Source organism: Mucilaginibacter sp. P25, from assembly GCF_050859465.1.
Taxonomy (GTDB): Bacteria; Bacteroidota; Bacteroidia; order Sphingobacteriales; family Sphingobacteriaceae; genus Mucilaginibacter; species Mucilaginibacter gossypii.
The window spans coordinates 6,840,714-6,858,015 of record NZ_CP193937.1 but is presented as its reverse complement, the minus strand read 5'-3'; the positions used below and the strand labels follow the sequence as shown (position 1 = coordinate 6,858,015).

General features: G+C 51.8%; 2 protein-coding genes and 3 pseudogenes. All 5 read left to right on the top strand.

The annotated features are described in order from the left end of the window. Positions 1–13: 13 nt before the first annotated feature. Positions 14–6,898: pseudogene (locus tag ACRQ5D_RS34575) on the top strand (amino acid adenylation domain-containing protein); the annotation flags it as partial. A gap of 8 nt (positions 6,899–6,906) precedes the next feature. Then, positions 6,907–8,574, top strand: a complete 1,668-nt coding sequence (locus ACRQ5D_RS34570) for a condensation domain-containing protein (protein WP_432329966.1) — start codon at positions 6,907–6,909, stop codon at positions 8,572–8,574. 10 nt (positions 8,575–8,584) lie between these two features. Continuing rightward, a complete protein-coding gene (locus ACRQ5D_RS34565) occupies positions 8,585–10,906 on the top strand; it encodes a condensation domain-containing protein (RefSeq protein WP_432328225.1) in 2,322 nt (773 codons plus the stop codon). Between the two features lie 214 nt (positions 10,907–11,120). After that, positions 11,121–16,439, top strand: a pseudogene (locus ACRQ5D_RS34560) (amino acid adenylation domain-containing protein); the annotation flags it as partial. Then, positions 16,434–17,006, top strand: a pseudogene (locus ACRQ5D_RS34555) (AMP-binding protein); the annotation flags it as partial. The pseudogenes ACRQ5D_RS34560 and ACRQ5D_RS34555, both read left to right, overlap by 6 nt. Between the last annotated feature and the right edge of the window lie 296 nt (positions 17,007–17,302).

Sequence of the window (17,302 nt, the reverse complement as noted above, 5' to 3'; positions counted from 1 at the left end):
GGATCGTCTGGAATTGAAACTGGGTTACTGGAAGGAACGTCTGAATGGGGTTTCGCCCTTGCTTTTACCGACGGATTACGTGCGTCCTGCAGTTCAGAGCAGCCGTGGCCGTTCTTTAAGTTTCGACCTTGGGGCATCGTTATCGTCGGATCTTCGCCAGCTGTGCCAGGAAACTGGAACGACGTTGTTTATGAGCCTTCTTTCGGTATTCAATGTGCTGTTATCGCGTTACAGCGGTCAGGATGATATCTGCGTAGGCAGTGTGATCGCCAACCGTGGGCAGTCGGAGGTAGAAGGGCTGATCGGGTTCTTTGTCAATATGCTGGCGCTTCGGACAGACCTGAGCGGGAGCCCGAGTTTCCGGGAAGTTCTGGGCCGTGTTCGGGAGGTAACCTTAGGAGCGTATGAGCACCAGGATGTACCCTTTGAGCGCGTAGTAGAGCAGGTAGTGCATGAGCGGGATATGAGCCGTAGCCCATTATTCCAGGTGATGTTCGTATTACAGAACAATGAGCGGGAGGGATCATCGGAGAGCCTGTCTGGGCTGGAGATAGTGAGCGGCCCTTCAGAGCATACGACCTCGAAGTATGACCTGACGTTTACGCTGACAGAAGAAGGCGGGCAGATCCGTGGTACAATAGAATACTGTACGGATCTTTATACCGCAGAAACGGCAGAGCGAATGGGCGACCATTATGCGCGGCTGGCGGGTTTACTGGTGAGTTCACCGGATGTAGCGGTAGGGACATTGGAAATGCTGTCTGCCCCGGAGCTGGGTATGATCGTGGAGGAATTCAATTCGACGGCCACAGTTTATCCTTCCGACGTGACGGTAGTAGACCTGTTCGAGTCGCAGGTGTTATTGAGCGGATCATCGGTGGCTGTAGTTTATGAGGGCGAGAGCCTGAGTTACTCGGAGCTTGATGCGCGTTCGAATGCGCTGGGGCATTACCTCCGTTCTCGGGGAGTTCGTGAAGATACACTGGTTGGGATCTGTATAGACCGAAGCCTGGAGATGATCGTCGGACTTCTGGGGATCCTGAAGGCAGGCGGAGCCTATGTACCGATCGACCCGGATTATCCTCAGGACCGGATCGCATACATGCTTGAGGATACCGGCAGCCGGCTCCTGCTGAGCAGCAGCCGTGTCAGCGCAGGACTGTCCATGGTAACGGAGGCGGAAGTTGTGGAACTGGACCGTGACTGGGCGAAGATCGCATCTTACGGATCGTTGCCGGTAGAGCGGTCATTGCAGCCAACACACCTGGCGTATGTGATCTATACCTCGGGCTCAACGGGTACCCCTAAAGGCGTGATGGTGGAACACCGGAATGCGGTGAACTTTATATACTGGTGCCAGGATGAGTTTAATGTCAGTTTATTTGATATCACTTTTGCCGGTACTTCTTATTGTTTCGATTTATCAGTATTTGAGATTTTCTACACGTTAAGTATTGGAAAAAAGCTATTGCTTTTGCAGTCCTCTCTGGAAATCAGTTCTAAATTACACCAGCATAAAAACATTTTAATTAACACCGTTCCTTCTGTTATTGAAGGTATATTGAAAGATCAGGTTAATCTTTCCAATGTGAAGATTTTAAATATGGCAGGTGAGACTATCCCGCTATACTTTAAGCAAGAACTATTAAATAATAAAGAAATTCAGATAAGAAATCTGTATGGGCCATCTGAAGATACCACATATAGTACTTCTTATTTGTTTACTGTTCATGAAACGACCATCCCGATCGGTCGTCCGATCTCAAATACGGAGATCTACATATTGGACAAGGCTGGCCGAGTTCAGCCTGTAGGGGTTCCGGGAGAGCTTTATATCGGGGGAGCGGGAGTAGCCCGTGGTTACCTGAACCGTCCTGAACTGACCTCAGAGCGTTTTGTGCCGAACCCCTACAGTAAAGATAGGGGGAGCCGTCTTTACCGGACAGGCGACCAGGGCCGCTGGCTGGCAGACGGTAACATCGAGTACCTGGGGCGTCTTGACGACCAGGTTAAGATCCGTGGTTACCGGATCGAGCTGGGAGAGATCGAGAGTGTCCTTCAGCAGTGTCCGGGTGTACAGCAGGGAGTAGTGCTTGCACGGCCAGATGCGCAGGGCAACCGCCGGCTGGTGGGCTATGTAGTAGCCGGGGAAGGCTATGACCAGGAAGTATTACGTACTTACCTACAGTCGAAGCTTCCGGAGTATATGGTACCGTCGCTGTGGGTAGAGCTAGCCTCGCTTCCGCTGACGTCGAACGGGAAGACGGACCGCCGTTCACTTCCAGACCCTGACCTGTCGTTGGTTCGCGGGAACTACGAGGCGCCTGTAACGGAGCTGGAGGAACAGCTGGCACAGATCTGGCAGGAGCTGCTGGGCGTAGAGCGAGTAGGTGTACATGATAACTTCTTTGAGCTGGGCGGGGACTCGATCATCAGTATCCAGTTAGTAAGCCGGATCAAGCGCCTGGGCTATCATGTTCAGGTGAAGGACATCTTCCGATTGCAAACGATCCGGGGGCTGGGTTCAGAGATATTATCGGGCCGGGGCCATACGTTATTTTCAGGGGAATCGGGTGTTCTTGAAGGGCCGAGCGGCCTGTTACCGATCCAGGAATGGTACCTTGAAGGCGGGGGTTCTTCGATATCACATTTTAACCAGAGCGTATTGCTTCGTATAGATAAGCGGATCGGGGCATCGGAATTAGAGCAGAGCATAGTTTACTTACAGGAGCGTCATGACAGCTTACGTTTCAGGTACGTGAAGGATGGGTCAGGTTGGCAGCAATATTACGGAGGCTTACCAGGTCAGTCGTTATATACGGAAGATATCAACACGTTGCCGGAGTTATTCCGGGTAGTTGTTCAGGATATCAGTAACAGTTACCAGCAGCAGCTGGATATAGAGGAAGGGGACCTTATGCGGGCAGTTCTTTTCCGTACCCCGGAATGGGAGAGCCATAACCGCTTGTTGCTTGTGGTTCACCACCTGGCAATAGACGGTGTATCGTGGCGTATCCTGCTGAGCGATCTGGATCAGTTGCTGTCAGGCCGTAAATCGGATCTAGGAGAGAAGGGTGCATCGTACCGTCAGTGGTATTCGAGTTTAGTACGTTACGGGGAGAGTTCCCGTGTACAGTCGCAGCGCTCTTACTGGCAGGGGGTATTGTCAGGACATAAGTCATTGTTAAGCGACCGTTCCTATCAGGGCGTTGTCAGCGAGGGCTCGATGCGGAGCCATACGGTTCGTTTAGCAGTAAAGCAAACGCAGTTATTATTACAGGAAGTGCCCCGTGTTTATCATACGGAGATCAATGATCTGTTGTTATGTGCCTTAGGAAAGACGCTAACATCGTGGTCAGGGAGCAGTAATATCGTGATCGGGCTGGAGGGCCACGGTCGGGAGTCGCTTCATGAAGATATAGATACGAGCCGCACGGTAGGTTGGTTTACGAGCCTGTACCCGGTACAGCTGGACCTGTCGGGCTGTGAAACGATATCGGACGAGATCAGGGTTATCAAGGAGCAGTTGCGTGAGATCCCTGATAAGGGTATGGGATACGGGGTATTGAAGTATATCGTGAAGGCAGAGGAGCTGATGGGAACTGAAGGCCTGGATGTAGTGTTCAACTACCTGGGGCAGCTGGATAACGTGGTAGCATCGGGCTCCTGGTTAAGCGGGGCACCGGAGAGTTCCGGGCAAACGACAGGGGCATCCCATTCGATATCAGAAAAGCTGGTGATCAACGGTATGATCCAGGGCGGGGAGCTTTCCCTGACGTGGAGTTACAGCAGCCATCATTATGATGAAAGTACGATCGCGGAACAGGCGGGCTTGTATATAGGCCACCTGGAGTCACTGATCTCTCATTGTGTATTCCAGGGCAAACAGGGTAGCATATCAACGCCGTCGGACTATGGCCTGACCGGGGAGGTAGGGTACCGTGAACTGGACCGGTTTGTAATGGGTATCGGTGAAAGGTACGGGACAGGTTCTCTGGAACAGCTCTACCGTTTAAGCGGCTTACAGGAGGGGATGTTATTCCATGGTTTGTATAACGGGGAGCTGAGCGGTTATGTAGAGCAGTTCATCTGCGACCTTTTGGACCTGGATGTTGCTCTTTTCGAGGCGAGCTGGGACTATCTTTTCCGCCGGCACAGCATCCTTCGGAGCAGTTTTCATTATGATGAGCTACAGATCCCGGTACAGTGTGTCCACCGGGAAGTGCGTTTGCCATTAACGTTACTGGACTACCGTGAAAAGCCGGTTTCAGAGCATGAAGATTTATTAGAGTCTTACCGTCGTAGGGACTATGAGCAGGGCATAGACTTTAAATCAGCGCCGCTGATGCGTATAAGCCTGATCCGTCTGAGTGAAGAACGCTACCGTATGATCTGGACGCACCATCATATTTTGACAGATGGCTGGTCGATCTCGATATTGATAGGCGAGTTACTGAAGAGCTATGATCAGCTGTTATCAGGGCAGGAGCTACCGGAAGTTCGGGAGGACCGTTATGAGGACTATATCCGTTACCTTGAAGGTATAGATAGTGCAAGTGCAGAGACTTACTGGCGTGGTTATGTATCGGGGCTGGAAGGTGGCACCTTACTTCCGTTTATATCCCGGGGCTCGCAGGAGCGCAACCGCGGAGGATTGTATAAGCGCAAGGAGCTGTTGCTGGATGCCTCGACCTCACGCCAGATCGAGCGTTATACGCAGGGGCACCGGATCACGGTGAATACGCTGATGCAGGGGGTATGGTCATATTTATTGCACCGTTATACCGGCAATCCTCATATAAGTTATGGAGTTACGGTATCGGGGCGTCCGGATGACCTTGGAGGGATCGAGGAGCGTGTAGGGATGTATATCAATACGATCCCGCTGCATTCGGTACTGGAGGAGGACAAGGGCATAGCAGAATGGTTACAGGGGATCCAGTCAGGACAGCTTCAGAGCCTGGAATACCAGTATACCCCGCTGAGCAGTATTCAGAAGTGGTCAGGCATCGCAGGTGACATGTTTGACAGCCTGCTGGTGTTTGAGAACTATCCGGTGAGCAGTGTGGTGGGATCATCAGGATCCGGGCTCCGGGTAGAGGGGCTGAAGGCGGAAGAACATAGTAATTATCCGCTGGGGATTACGATCATCTCCCAGGGCGAGATCCTTGTGGCGTTTGATTACAATACAGAGCTGTTGCCGGATTCGGATATGGAAAATATCCGGGGCCACTTTGAGAAGGTACTTCAGGAAATAGTATCCGGGGAAAAGCTAACGGTAGGGACATTGGAAATGCTGTCTGCCCCGGAGCTGGGTATGATCGTGGAGGAATTCAATTCGACGGCCACAGTTTATCCTTCCGACGTGACGGTAGTAGACCTGTTCGAGTCGCAGGTGTTATTGAGCGGATCATCGGTGGCTGTAGTTTATGAGGGCGAGAGCCTGAGTTACTCGGAGCTTGATGCGCGTTCGAATGCGCTGGGGCATTACCTCCGTTCTCGGGGAGTTCGTGAAGATACGCTGGTTGGGATCTGTATAGACCGAAGCCTGGAGATGATCGTCGGACTTCTGGGGATCCTGAAGGCAGGCGGAGCCTATGTACCGATCGACCCGGATTATCCTCAGGGCCGGATCGCATACATGCTTGAGGATACCGGCAGCCGGCTCCTGCTGAGCAGCAGCCGTGTCAGCGCAGGACTGTCCATGGTAACGGAGGCGGAAATAGTGGAACTGGACCGTGACTGGGCGAAGATCGCATCTTACGGATCGTTGCCGGTAGAGCGGTCATTACAGCCAACACACCTGGCGTATGTGATCTATACCTCGGGCTCAACGGGCACCCCTAAAGGCGTGATGGTGGAACACCGCGGGTTGGTGAACCGACTGACCTGGGCACAGGAATATTACGGGCTTAAAAAAGAGGATGTCGTTTTACAAAAAACTTCTTTTGTTTTGACGTATCAGTATGGGAATTCATATGGCCTTTACTGGCCGGATCAAGATTGGTTTTTGCAAGACCAGGGGGGCACTTTGATGCAGTGTATTTAAAGACGATTATTCAGGAACAGCAAATAACAATGGTGCATTTCGTACCATCCATGCTGATGGCGTTTTTGGGAGAAGTAAGTTCAGGAGAGTGCAAAGGCCTTGGTAAAGTGTTATGTAGCGGGGAACCGTTAACGGTGTCCCATGTAGAGTCTTTTAGAGATAAACTTCCAAATGCGGAATTACATAATCTATATGGGCCAACAGAAGCATCAATAGACGTTACTTATTGGAGTGATTTAAATAGAGGCGAACGACTTGTTACCATCCCGATCGGTCGTCCGATCTCAAATACGGAGATCTACATACTGGACAAGGCTGGCCGAGTTCAGCCGGTAGGGGTTCCGGGAGAGCTTTATATCGGGGGAGCGGGAGTAGCCCGTGGTTACCTGAACCGTCCTGAACTGACCTCAGAGCGTTTTGTGCCGAACCCCTACAGTAAAGATAGGGGGAGCCGTCTTTACCGGACAGGCGACCAGGGCCGCTGGCTGGCAGACGGTAACATCGAGTACCTGGGGCGTCTTGACGACCAGGTTAAGATCCGTGGTTACCGGATCGAGCTGGGAGAGATCGAGAGTGTCCTTCAGCAGTGTCCGGGTGTACAGCAGGGAGTAGTGCTTGCACGGCCAGATGCGCAGGGCAACCGCCGGCTGGTGGGCTATGTAGTAGCCGGGGAAGGCTATGACCAGGAAGTATTACGTACTTACCTACAGTCGAAGCTTCCGGAGTATATGGTACCGTCGCTGTGGGTAGAGCTAGCCTCGCTTCCGCTGACGTCGAACGGGAAGACGGACCGCCGTTCACTTCCAGACCCTGACCTGTCGTTGGTTCGCGGGAACTACGAGGCGCCTGTAACGGAGCTGGAGGAACAGCTGGCACAGATCTGGCAGGAGCTGCTGGGTGTAGAGCGAGTAGGTGTACATGATAACTTCTTTGAGCTGGGCGGGGACTCGATCATCAGTATCCAGTTAGTAAGCCGGATCAAGCGCCTGGGCTATCATGTTCAGGTGAAGGACATCTTCCGATTGCAAACGATCCGGGGGCTGGGTTCAGAGATATTATCGGGCCGGGGCCATACGTTATTTTCAGGGGAATCGGGTGTTCTTGAAGGGCCGAGCGGCCTGTTACCGATCCAGGAATGGTACCTTGAAGGCGGGGGTTCTTCGATATCACATTTTAACCAGAGCGTATTGCTTCGTATAGATAAGCGGATCGGGGCATCGGAATTAGAGCAGAGCATAGTTTACTTACAGGAGCGTCATGACAGCTTACGTTTCAGGTACGTGAAGGATGGGTCAGGTTGGCAGCAATATTACGGAGGCTTACCAGGTCAGTCGTTATATACGGAAGATATCAACACGTTGCCGGAGTTATTCCGGGTAGTTGTTCAGGATATCAGTAACAGTTACCAGCAGCAGCTGGATATAGAGGAAGGGGACCTTATGCGGGCAGTTCTTTTCCGTACCCCGGAATGGGAGAGCCATAACCGCTTGTTGCTTGTGGTTCACCACCTGGCAATAGACGGTGTATCGTGGCGTATCCTGCTGAGCGATCTGGATCAGTTGCTGTCAGGCCGTAAATCGGATCTAGGAGAGAAGGGTGCATCGTACCGTCAGTGGTATTCGAGTTTAGTACGTTACGGGGAGAGTTCCCGTGTACAGTCGCAGCGCTCTTACTGGCAGGGGGTATTGTCAGGACATAAGTCATTGTTAAGCGACCGTTCCTATCAGGGCGTTGTCAGCGAGGGCTCGATGCGGAGCCATACGGTTCGTTTAGCAGTAAAGCAAACGCAGTTATTATTACAGGAAGTGCCCCGTGTTTATCATACGGAGATCAATGATCTGTTGTTATGTGCCTTAGGAAAGACGCTAACATCGTGGTCAGGGAGCAGTAATATCGTGATCGGGCTGGAGGGCCACGGTCGGGAGTCGCTTCATGAAGATATAGATACGAGCCGCACGGTAGGTTGGTTTACGAGCCTGTACCCGGTACAGCTGGACCTGTCGGGCTGTGAAACGATATCGGACGAGATCAGGGTTATCAAGGAGCAGTTGCGTGAGATCCCTGATAAGGGTATGGGATACGGGGTATTGAAGTATATCGTGAAGGCAGAGGAGCTGATGGGAACTGAAGGCCTGGATGTAGTGTTCAACTACCTGGGGCAGCTGGATAACGTGGTAGCATCGGGCTCCTGGTTAAGCGGGGCACCGGAGAGTTCCGGGCAAACGACAGGGGCATCCCATTCGATATCAGAAAAGCTGGTGATCAACGGTATGATCCAGGGCGGGGAGCTTTCCCTGACGTGGAGTTACAGCAGCCATCATTATGATGAAAGTACGATCGCGGAACAGGCGGGCTTGTATATAGGCCACCTGGAGTCACTGATCTCTCATTGTGTATTCCAGGGCAAACAGGGTAGCATATCAACGCCGTCGGACTATGGCCTGACCGGGGAGGTAGGGTACCGTGAACTGGACCGGTTGCTTGATAAGAATAAATCAGCGTTGGATGATATTATTGAATTCTAAATAATTACACATGGAAATCCATAAGTTTATAAAATCTTTAAATCAATTAGGATTTGTTTTAATTGTCAAAAATGACAAACTCGTTTTAAAGGGCAATAAGAAGCAATTAGGTAATGAATATGTTAATTCTATCAAAGAGAATGATGAAATAATCAATTATATCAAGAGCCATAAGCAAGAGCTCATAGATTATATTTCGTCGGGTAATGGGAATGCAGTTGCCGATTTATCAGGAGATATAACTTCAGTCTACCGTTTAAGCGGCTTACAGGAGGGGATGTTATTCCATGGTTTGTATAACGGGGAGCTGAGCGGTTATGTAGAGCAGTTCATCTGCGACCTTTTGGACCTGGATGTTGCTCTTTTCGAGGCGAGCTGGGACTATCTTTTCCGCCGGCACAGCATCCTTCGGAGCAGTTTTCATTATGATGAGCTACAGATCCCGGTACAGTGTGTCCACCGGGAAGTGCGTTTGCCATTAACGTTACTGGACTACCGTGAAAAGCCGGTTTCAGAGCATGAAGATTTATTAGAGTCTTACCGTCGTAGGGACTATGAGCAGGGCATAGACTTTAAATCAGCGCCGCTGATGCGTATAAGCCTGATCCGTCTGAGTGAAGAACGCTACCGTATGATCTGGACGCACCATCATATTTTGACAGATGGCTGGTCGATCTCGATATTGATAGGCGAGTTACTGAAGAGCTATGATCAGCTGTTATCAGGGCAGGAGCTACCGGAAGTTCGGGAGGACCGTTATGAGGACTATATCCGTTACCTTGAAGGTATAGATAGTGCAAGTGCAGAGACTTACTGGCGTGGTTATGTATCGGGGCTGGAAGGTGGCACCTTACTTCCGTTTATATCCCGGGGCTCGCAGGAGCGCAACCGCGGAGGATTGTATAAGCGCAAGGAGCTGTTGCTGGATGCCTCGACCTCACGCCAGATCGAGCGTTATACGCAGGGGCACCGGATCACGGTGAATACGCTGATGCAGGGGGTATGGTCATATTTATTGCACCGTTATACCGGCAATCCTCATATAAGTTATGGAGTTACGGTATCGGGGCGTCCGGATGACCTTGGAGGGATCGAGGAGCGTGTAGGGATGTATATCAATACGATCCCGCTGCATTCGGTACTGGAGGAGGACAAGGGCATAGCAGAATGGTTACAGGGGATCCAGTCAGGACAGCTTCAGAGCCTGGAATACCAGTATACCCCGCTGAGCAGTATTCAGAAGTGGTCGGGCATCGCAGGTGACATGTTTGACAGCCTGCTGGTGTTTGAGAACTACCCGGTGAGCAGTGTGGTGGGATCATCAGGATCCGGGCTCCGGGTAGAGGGGCTGAAGACGGAAGAACATAGTAATTACCTGTTAAATATTTCAGTAGTATCGTCTGCCGAGATCCGTGTGACGTTTGATTACAATACGGAGCTGTTGCCGGATTCGGATATGGAAAATATCCGGGGCCACTTTGAGAAGGTACTTCAGGAAATAGTATCCGGGGAAAAGCTAACGGTAGGGACATTGGAAATGCTGTCTGCCCCGGAGCTGGGTATGATCGTGGAGGAATTCAATTCGACGGCCACAGTTTATCCTTCCGACGTGACGGTAGTAGACCTGTTCGAGTCGCAGGTGTTATTGAGCGGATCATCGGTGGCTGTAGTTTATGAGGGCGAGAGCCTGAGTTACTCGGAGCTTGATGCGCGTTCGAATGCGCTGGGGCATTACCTCCGTTCTCGGGGAGTTCGTGAAGATACGCTGGTTGGGATCTGTATAGACCGAAGCCTGGAGATGATCGTCGGACTTCTGGGGATCCTGAAGGCAGGCGGAGCCTATGTACCGATCGACCCGGATTATCCTCAGGACCGGATCGCATACATGCTTGAGGATACCGGCAGCCGGCTCCTGCTGAGCAGCAGCCGTGTCAGCGCAGGACTGTCCATGGTAACGGAGGCGGAAGTTGTGGAACTGGACCGTGACTGGGCGAAGATCGCATCTTACGGATCGTTGCCGGTAGAGCGGTCATTGCAGCCAACACACCTGGCGTATGTGATCTATACCTCGGGCTCAACGGGCACCCCTAAAGGCGTAATGGTGGAGCACCGTAGCATAGTAAGATTAGTAAGAAACACCAATTATATTTCGATAACAAAAGAAGACCGTATTTTAAGTCTGTCTAATTTTGTTTTCGATGGATATACTTTTGATATATACGGAGCCCTATTGAATGGCGCATCTATTGTAATACCTGACAAGATTGTATTTCTTGATCTGTCCATGCTTAACAATATTATAATAAAGAATAATGTAACAATTTTACTTTGATTAAGCAACGGCATTGTTTAATACTGTTGCAGAGATCTTATTTAAATGGGATTCATCAACTAAAACAAAGATTCTTTCTGGCGGCGTAACTGGTTGTCAGTCCCGCATTGTAGTGAGCAATTTAAAATGGAAATATAGTATAGAAGTTACTCATGTTTATGGCCCAACTGAAAGCACGACCTTTAGTTCTGTGTTTTAAAATAGAACATGTTAAATGAATTCCGCAACGACCATCCCGATCGGTCGTCCGATCTCAAATACGGAGATCTACATACTGGACAAGGCTGGCCGAGTTCAGCCTGTAGGGGTTCCGGGAGAGCTTTATATCGGAGGAGCAGGAGTAGCCCGTGGTTACCTGAACCGTCCTGAACTGACCTCAGAGCGTTTTGTGCCGAACCCTTACAGTAAAGATAGGGGGAGCCGTCTTTACCGGACAGGCGACCAGGGCCGCTGGCTGGCAGACGGTAACATCGAGTACCTGGGGCGTCTTGACGACCAGGTTAAGATCCGTGGTTACCGGATCGAGCTGGGAGAGATCGAGAGTGTCCTTCAGCAGTGTCCAGGTGTACAGCAGGGAGTAGTGCTTGCACGGCCAGATGCGCAGGGCAACCGCCGGCTGGTGGGCTATGTAGTAGCCGGGGAAGGCTATGACCAGGAAGTATTACGTACTTACCTACAGTCGAAGCTTCCGGAGTATATGGTACCGTCGCTGTGGGTAGAGCTAGCCTCGCTTCCGCTGACGTCGAACGGGAAGACGGACCGCCGTTCACTTCCAGACCCTGACCTGTCGTTGGTTCGCGGGAACTACGAGGCGCCTGTAACGGAGCTGGAGGAACAGCTGGCGCAGATCTGGCAGGAGCTGCTGGGTGTAGAGCGAGTAGGTGTACATGATAACTTTTTTGAGCTGGGCGGTCATTCGCTGCTGGCGATCCGGCTGGTATCCGCGATCCGTAATGAATTCCGCCAGGAGGTTGCTATCCGCGATCTGTTTAAGTATTCAACGATCCGTAGTTTATCCGGTCGGTTGTCATCAGGGGAAGAACGCGGTTCAGTAATAAAAATAGGCGTTCAGAGCCCGCGTCCGGATCGGATCCCATTATCTTACAGCCAGGAGCGTTTATGGTTCATAGACCAGCTTGAGGGAAGTGTCCAGTACCATATACCCTGGGTACTTCGCTTACATGGGATTGTAGAAGCGGCATCATTGGAGAAATCGCTTCGTACGGTTGTAAACCGTCATGAGGTTTTACGTACGGTGATAGAGCAGGACGAAGAAGGGCATGCTTACCAGCGAGTGCTGGCGGGGGATCAGTGGGAACTTGGGGTTCATGATATGCGGGGGCTGAGCGAGGATGAGATTCGTAGGGTGGTTTCGGGGCTGACCTCTTCGCCCTTTGAGCTGTCGTCGTCGCATAAGCTTCGCGGGGACCTGCTGCGAATAGGAGCAGAAGAACATATTCTAGTTTTAACGTTACACCATATAGCCTCGGACGGGTGGTCAACGCCTATCCTGATAAGGGAGCTTGTGGAGCTTTATAATTCATCAGTAGGTGGCCGTCCGGCGCAGCTTCCTCCGCTTCCGGTACAGTATTCGGATTATGCGATCTGGCAGCGTGAATACCTGTCAGGGGATCGTCTGGAATTGAAACTGGGTTACTGGAAGGAACGTCTGAATGGGGTTTCGCCCTTGCTTTTACCGACGGATTACGTGCGTCCTGCAGTTCAGAGCAGCCGTGGCCGTTCTTTAAGTTTCGACCTTGGGGCATCGTTATCGTCGGATCTTCGCCAGCTGTGCCAGGAAACTGGAACGACGTTGTTTATGAGCCTTCTTTCGGTATTCAATGTGCTGTTATCGCGTTACAGCGGTCAGGATGATATCTGCGTAGGCAGTGTGATCGCCAACCGTGGGCAGTCGGAGGTAGAAGGGCTGATCGGGTTCTTTGTCAATACGCTGGCGCTTCGGACAGACCTGAGCGGGAGCCCGAGTTTCCGGGAAGTTCTGGGCCGTGTTCGGGAGGTAACCTTAGGAGCGTATGAGCACCAGGATGTACCCTTTGAGCGCGTAGTAGAGCAGGTAGTGCATGAGCGGGATATGAGCCGTAGCCCATTATTCCAGGTGATGTTCGTATTACAGAACAATGAGCGGGAGGGATCATCGGAGAGCCTGTCTGGGCTGGAGATAGTGAGCGGCCCTTCAGAGCATACGACCTCGAAGTATGACCTGACGTTTACGCTGACAGAAGAAGGCGGGCAGATCCGTGGTACAATAGAATACTGTACGGATCTTTATACCGCAGAAACGGCAGAGCGAATGGGCGACCATTATGCGCGGCTGGCGGGTTTACTGGTGAGTTCACCGGATGTAGCGGTAGGGACATTGGAAATGCTGTCTGCCCCGGAGCTGGGTATGATCGTGGAGGAATTCAATTCGACGGCCACAGTTTATCCTTCCGACGTGACGGTAGTAGACCTGTTCGAGTCGCAGGTGTTATTGAGCGGATCATCGGTGGCTGTAGTTTATGAGGGCGAGAGCCTGAGTTACTCGGAGCTTGATGCGCGTTCGAATGCGCTGGGGCATTACCTCCGTTCTCGGGGAGTTCGTGAAGATACACTGGTTGGGATCTGTATAGACCGAAGCCTGGAGATGATCGTCGGACTTCTGGGGATCCTGAAGGCAGGCGGAGCCTATGTACCGATCGACCCGGATTATCCTCAGGACCGGATCGCATACATGCTTGAGGATACCGGCAGCCGGCTCCTGCTGAGCAGCAGCCGTGTCAGCGCAGGACTGTCCATGGTAACGGAGGCGGAAGTTGTGGAACTGGACCGTGACTGGGCGAAGATCGCATCTTACGGATCGTTGCCGGTAGAGCGGTCATTGCAGCCAATACACCTGGCGTATGTGATCTATACCTCGGGCTCAACGGGCACCCCTAAAGGCGTGATGGTGGAACACCGCGGGTTGGTGAACTTTCTAACCAGCATGGAGCAGATCATTTCATTTAACCGGAATTGCAGCCTTTTATCTTTAACGACGTATGGTTTCGATATATCTTATCTGGAACTGTACCTGCCGGTTATCAAAGGCGGTCAGGTGATCATTTTAAGCAGGGATGATTCGCGTGACGGCTATGCCCTGGCAGATAAAATAACTCATTATAAACCTGATTTTATACAGGGTACACCATCCACATGGGAGATGTTGCTGAATTGCGGATGGGCGAACCCTGAAAAAGTAAAGATGTTAACCGGCGGGGAAGCGCTGAAGGAAGATGTTAAAGATTCGCTTGTAGCGTTGGGAACAGTATGGAACCTTTACGGGCCAACAGAGACAACGATATGGTCGGCTTATAAAAAAGTTAACCATGATGAAAAAGTATCGATTGGTCGTCCGATCTCAAATACGGAGATCTACATACTGGACAAGGCTGGCCGAGTTCAGCCGGTAGGGGTTCCGGGAGAGCTTTATATCGGAGGAGCAGGAGTAGCCCGTGGTTACCTGAACCGTCCTGAACTGACCTCAGAGCGTTTTGTGCCGAACCCTTACAGTAAAGATAGGGGGAGCCGTCTTTACCGGACAGGCGACCAGGGCCGCTGGCTGGCAGACGGTAACATCGAGTACCTGGGGCGTCTTGACGACCAGGTTAAGATCCGTGGTTACCGGATCGAGCTGGGAGAGATCGAGAGTGTCCTTCAGCAGTGTCCGGGTGTACAGCAGGGAGTAGTGCTTGCACGGCCAGATGCGCAGGGCAACCGCCGGCTGGTGGGCTATGTAGTAGCCGGGGAAGGCTATGACCAGGAAGTATTACGTACTTACCTACAGTCGAAGCTTCCGGAGTATATGGTACCGTCGCTGTGGGTAGAGCTAGCCTCGCTTCCGCTGACGTCGAACGGGAAGACGGACCGCCGTTCACTTCCAGACCCTGACCTGTCGTTGGTTCGCGGGAACTACGAGGCGCCTGTAACGGAGCTGGAGGAACAGCTGGCGCAGATCTGGCAGGAGCTGCTGGGTGTAGAGCGAGTAGGTGTACATGATAACTTTTTTGAGCTGGGCGGTCATTCGCTGCTGGCGATCCGGCTGGTATCCGCGATCCGTAATGAATTCCGCCAGGAGGTTGCTATCCGCGATCTGTTTAAGTATTCAACGATCCGTAGTTTATCCGGTCGGTTGTCATCAGGGGAAGAACGCGGTTCAGTAATAAAAATAGGCGTTCAGAGCCCGCGTCCGGATCGGATCCCATTATCTTACAGCCAGGAGCGTTTATGGTTCATAGACCAGCTTGAGGGAAGTGTCCAGTACCATATACCCTGGGTACTTCGCTTACATGGGATTGTAGAAGCGGCATCATTGGAGAAATCGCTTCGTACGGTTGTAAACCGTCATGAGGTTTTACGTACGGTGATAGAGCAGGACGAAGAAGGGCATGCTTACCAGCGAGTGCTGGCGGGGGATCAGTGGGAACTTGGGGTTCATGATATGCGGGGGCTGAGCGAGGATGAGATTCGTAGGGTGGTTTCGGGGCTGACCTCTTCGCCCTTTGAGCTGTCGTCGTCGCATAAGCTTCGCGGGGACCTGCTGCGAATAGGAGCAGAAGAACATATTCTAGTTTTAACGTTACACCATATAGCCTCGGACGGGTGGTCAACGCCTATCCTGATAAGGGAGCTTGTGGAGCTTTATAATTCATCAGTAGGTGGCCGTCCGGCGCAGCTTCCTCCGCTTCCGGTACAGTATTCGGATTATGCGATCTGGCAGCGTGAATACCTGTCAGGGGATCGTCTGGAATTGAAACTGGGTTACTGGAAGGAACGTCTGAATGGGGTTTCGCCCTTGCTTTTACCGACGGATTACGTGCGTCCTGCAGTTCAGAGCAGCCGTGGCCGTTCTTTAAGTTTCGACCTTGGGGCATCGTTATCGTCGGATCTTCGCCAGCTGTGCCAGGAAACTGGAACGACGTTGTTTATGAGCCTTCTTTCGGTATTCAATGTGCTGTTATCGCGTTACAGCGGTCAGGATGATATCTGCGTAGGCAGTGTGATCGCCAACCGTGGGCAGTCGGAGGTAGAAGGGCTGATCGGGTTCTTTGTCAATACGCTGGCGCTTCGGACAGACCTGAGCGGGAGCCCGAGTTTCCGGGAAGTTCTGGGCCGTGTTCGGGAGGTAACCTTAGGAGCGTATGAGCACCAGGATGTACCCTTTGAGCGCGTAGTAGAGCAGGTAGTGCATGAGCGGGATATGAGCCGTAGCCCATTATTCCAGGTGATGTTCGTATTACAGAACAATGAGCGGGAGGGATCATCGGAGAGCCTGTCTGGGCTGGAGATAGTGAGCGGCCCTTCAGAGCATACGACCTCGAAGTATGACCTGACGTTTACGCTGACAGAAGAAGGCGGGCAGATCCGTGGTACAATAGAATACTGTACGGATCTTTATACCGCAGAAACGGCAGAGCGAATGGGCGACCATTATGCGCGGCTGGCGGGTTTACTGGTGAGTTCACCGGATGTAGCGGTAGGGACATTGGAAATGCTGTCTGCCCCGGAGCTGGGTATGATCGTGGAGGAATTCAATTCGACGGCCACAGTTTATCCTTCCGACGTGACGGTAGTAGACCTGTTCGAGTCGCAGGTGTTATTGAGCGGATCATCGGTGGCTGTAGTTTATGAGGGCGAGAGCCTGAGTTACTCGGAGCTTGATGCGCGTTCGAATGCGCTGGGGCATTACCTCCGTTCTCGGGGAGTTCGTGAAGATACGCTGGTTGGGATCTGTATAGACCGAAGCCTGGAGATGATCGTCGGACTTCTGGGGATCCTGAAGGCAGGCGGAGCCTATGTACCGATCGACCCGGATTATCCTCAGGACCGGATCGCATACATGCTTGAGGATACCGGCAGCCGGCTCCTGCTGAGCAGCAGCCGTGTCAGCGCAGGACTGTCCATGGTAACGGAGGCGGAAGTTGTGGAACTGGACCGTGACTGGGCGAAGATCGCATCTTACGGATCGTTGCCGGTAGAGCGGTCATTGCAGCCAACACACCTGGCGTATGTGATCTATACCTCGGGCTCAACGGGCACCCCTAAAGGCGTGATGGTGGAACACCGCGAATGTGGTGAACTATTCTAACCAGCATGGAGTCAGATCATATACGATTTTAATTCGGATGATATACGGACACTTTTTCATTAACGATGTTTGGTTTTGATATTTTTAGTCTGGGAAATGTATGGCGCGTTGCTTCATCAAAGGCAGTCAGGTGATCAGTTCAGCGGGATGATATCGAAAGACGTTGCTTTGTCTAAGGCAGTTATAACATAAATCAGGTATAAACCTGATTCTTAATACAGGTACACCTTCTGCATTTTATGATATTACATGAAAGTTTTAGATGAGCAGGA

Excerpts from the sequence above, each read along its gene's own strand:
- ACRQ5D_RS34565 (WP_432328225.1), top strand. The coding sequence starts at position 8,585 with ATGGAAATCCATAAGTTTATAAAATCTTTAAATCAATTAGGATTTGTT.